This window comes from Anaerolineales bacterium (assembly GCA_022866145.1).
Taxonomy (GTDB): Bacteria; Chloroflexota; Anaerolineae; order Anaerolineales; family E44-bin32; genus PFL42.
This window is the reverse complement of sequence record JALHUE010000164.1, coordinates 1-3,150: the sequence shown is the minus strand read 5'-3', so window position 1 is coordinate 3,150 and position 3,150 is coordinate 1. Positions and strand designations below refer to the sequence as shown.

The window sequence follows — 3,150 nt, the reverse complement described above, 5'->3', positions numbered from 1 at the left end:
CACCCTGGGGCGCGGGCTGCTCATCGGGCTGCTTGCCGGCTTCCTGCTGCTCCCCCGCCCGGCAAGCTGGCTGGCCTGGATTCCGGCGCTGCTCTACGGCCTGGTGCAAGTGGGGGACCTCCTCGATGGCTATCTCGCCCGCGCAACAGGCACGGCCACCGAATGGGGTGAGCGGCTGGATATCGAATTCGATGCGCTGGGCCTGCTGATGGCGGCTGGGCTGGCAGTGCACTGGGGGACGGTGACAACCTGGTTCTTGACGGTGGGGGTTTCGCGTTATGCCTACCGGCTCGGATTGTGGTGGGTGCTCAGGCGGGGAGGCGCGCTTCATCCGCTCCCGCCTAGTGGAATGCGCCGCCCGATCGCCGGGGTGATGATGATCTTCGCCAGCGTGCTTCTGTGGCCGATCGTCCCGCCGGCAGCCGCCCGGGCCGCGGCCTGGGTGATCAGTACTCCCTTCCTGATCGGGTTCTTGCGCGACTACCTGGTGGTCGCCGGAACACTCTCTCCGCAGTCGCCGCGGTATCTGCGGGCTCGGGCGAGCGTCAAGAGGCTGGCCAAGGAAGGGGCGCCGCCTCTCTTGCGGGCGCTGGTTCTGCTAGGCTGGTTCCTGGCCGCGCTGCAAGCGACAACCGGGGCAGGCTGGACGCAGCCGGCGCGCAGCCTGACGCTGCTGACAGCGATCCCGGTGGTGCTTCTCGCCCTGGGCGTGGCCGGGCGGCTGGCAGCGTTGGCGGCGATGATCTTGAGCGCCGCCAGCATGGTATTCGTGGGGGCGCTCCCGTCGCTGCTGCTGGTGATGACAATGTCGCTGGCTCTGCTGCTGACGGGGACAGGCCGCTGGTCACTGTGGCGGGGCGACTCCTGGCTGGTGGACTGGCGCCCCGGCGGCCCGAGGTAGCGCATGCGGCGAGCACTGCGTTGGCTGATCTGGCCGGTGGTCCTTGGGCTGCTGCTGTGGGCGGCGCGGGGCGTCGACTGGGCCGAGGTCGGCAGGCGGCTTGCCGGAATCCACCCCTGGCAGTGGCTGGTGCTGCTGGCCTTCAATGTCGCGATCGTGCTGGCGTTCAGCGGCCGGTGGTGGGTGATCCTGCGTGGCCTGGGCTTTCGCCCGGGGTACTTGCGCCTTTCCGCCTACCGTCTGGCCGGGTTCTCCATCTCTTACTTCACGCCGGGATCGCAGTTCGGAGGGGAGCCGCTGCAAATCGACCTGCTGCGGCGGAAGCACGCCGTGCCGCTGGCGGCCTCGACCGCCTCGGTCACGCTTGACAAGGCGCTGGAGGTCGTTGGCAATGCGACCTATCTGGCGTTCGGCTTGGTGGTGTTGCTGCGTCTGCGCTGGCTGGACTCGCACCAGGCCGTGCTGCCGGCCATCGTCGCCGGCGTGCTGCTCGTCGCGCCGCTCGGCCTGCTGCTGGCGTGGTGGGCGGGCCGCCGACCGTTGACGCACCTGGTCGGTCTCGGCGCGGCCCGGGCCGGGGCGCGCTGGCCGGCCGGAGTGCGATTGCGGGCAGGCGTGCAGGCTTTCGAAACGGAAGCAGCCGAGTTCTGCCGTGAGCGGCCCTGGCACCTGACACTAGCCATGGGCTTCTCGCTGCTCAGCTGGATCGGCATCGTGGTCGAGCGCTGGTTGATGTTGTGGTTCCTTGGGGCGGCAGTCGGTCCGGCCGAAACGATCGCCGTGGTGGCTGTCGGGCGGCTGGCGCTGCTGCTGCCGATCCCGGGTGGGCTGGGTGTGTTGGAGGCGAGCCAGATCTTCGCTCTGCAGGCGCTCGGTTTCGAGGCCGCCTTGGGTATCAGCCTCGGCCTGCTGATTCGGGTGCGGGATCTGATGTTTGGCGGGCTGGGGTTGCTGCTGGGCGCGGCCTGGACCCGGCAGGGGCTGGGGGACTAGCGGGCGCCGGAGATGGATTCCGAGTCAGCCCGGCCGGGTGCCGACAACGTCGAGCTGGTGCGCAATGTAGATCAACTCCCCGTGATCGATCTGGCGATGGCGCCGCTCGATCCAGCGGCGCAGTTGGGAGCGATCGATCTCTCGCCTGCGCCGCAGCGCGTTCCCGAGCGTGTGGCAGATGAAGTGAAGGAAGAAGGCCTCATCTGCGGGGTAGGCGCCGCCCCGCGGGACAACTACCCAGTCGGAGCTACCGGCAGCCAGGATCTCGCCGCCCCAGGACGGCAGGCCGGCCAGCAGATGCCGACCGGTGCGGCTGTCTCCGGAGCGCCTGCCGTCCAGCAAGCGTTCATCCATCGTCCGGTGGTAGGTGTGGATGACTTGCCGGTCAAACTCACCATCGATCTCGGGAAGCAGGATCGTCTCGCCGTCGAAGTTCAGACTGAAGTAGAACAGGCCGCCTGGGCGCAGCAAGGACAGCAGCAGCGCAACAGCGCTCTCGAGGGGAACTAGGTCGAGGAAGGCATGGGCGACGACAGCATCCCAAGCCTGGCGCTGGGATGGCCGGCGGGCGAAAGCGGCGAAGTCGCCAGCCACGAAGCGGGCCGCGGCGCTGGCGTGCTGCGCCCTGAGCAAGTGCCGGCCGCGCCGGGCCTGGCTCTGCCAGGCGTGCCGCCGCGCCCATTGCGGCAGCAGCCGGTCGGCGCGCAGGATGTTTGCCCCATCGGAGTCGACGCCGGTGTACGATCCGCGCCACAGAACCCCCTGACCGAGCAGCCGGTGGAGCATGGTGCCGATGCCGGCTCCGACTTCGATGACCCGCACGTCGGCAGACGCCTGGCGTTGAGCCATCGCCGCAGCCATCGTCGACCAGACCTGCGCGTTGAGCGACCGGTCGTCGATGGTGGTCTTCGCCGCCAGGTAGCGGCGGAAATCGAAGCGGTATGGGGCCATGCCGTCTCCGCAGTCAGCTGAGCCTTGGCGTGTCCGACTTCCCCCACGACGAAAGGTCCAAGCCAGAGGCGGGCAGATTCCCCACCTCTGGCGCGAACTCCCTCAGGCAGGCGGCTTGCGCCAATCTTCGTTCCGAAGGCACTGAGCCTTCGTCAGGCCGAAGCGCGGCGCCCCAGGAACAGCGCCACCAGCAGGACCAGTTCGTCCAGCTTGGTGAAGTAGGCCAGCATCGAGCGCTCGCCCATCGCAACCCAGGCCAGAATTGTGACGGCGGTGAAGGCGATGAAGGCCCAAGTGATCAGGCT

Annotated in this window: 3 protein-coding genes; 2 read left to right on the top strand and 1 reads right to left on the bottom strand. The window is 68.7% G+C overall.

The genetic code is table 11. The annotated features are described in order from the left end of the window. Window positions 1-901: CDP-alcohol phosphatidyltransferase family protein (locus MUO23_05115; GenBank protein ID MCJ7512332.1), on the top strand; the 901-nt coding region annotated here is incomplete at its 5' end. Between the two features lie 3 nt (window positions 902-904). Continuing rightward, window positions 905-1,894, top strand: coding sequence for a flippase-like domain-containing protein (locus MUO23_05110; protein ID MCJ7512331.1), 990 nt, complete (start codon window positions 905-907; stop codon window positions 1,892-1,894). Window positions 1,895-1,918: 24 nt separating this feature from the next. On the opposite strand, the gene MUO23_05105 is transcribed toward MUO23_05110, so the two are convergent. Then, window positions 1,919-2,845 carry a class I SAM-dependent methyltransferase gene (locus MUO23_05105; protein ID MCJ7512330.1) on the bottom strand — a complete coding sequence of 309 codons (927 nt, stop codon included), beginning with the start codon at window positions 2,843-2,845 and terminating at the stop codon, window positions 1,919-1,921. Window positions 2,846-3,150: the final 305 nt, after the last annotated feature.

Bases quoted from the DNA above. Each gene is read 5' to 3' on its own strand.
- MUO23_05110 (MCJ7512331.1), top strand. From the start codon at position 905: ATGCGGCGAGCACTGCGTTGGCTGATCTGGCCGGTGGTCCTTGGGCTG.
- MUO23_05105 (MCJ7512330.1), bottom strand. From the start codon at position 2,845: ATGGCCCCATACCGCTTCGATTTCCGCCGCTACCTGGCGGCGAAGACC.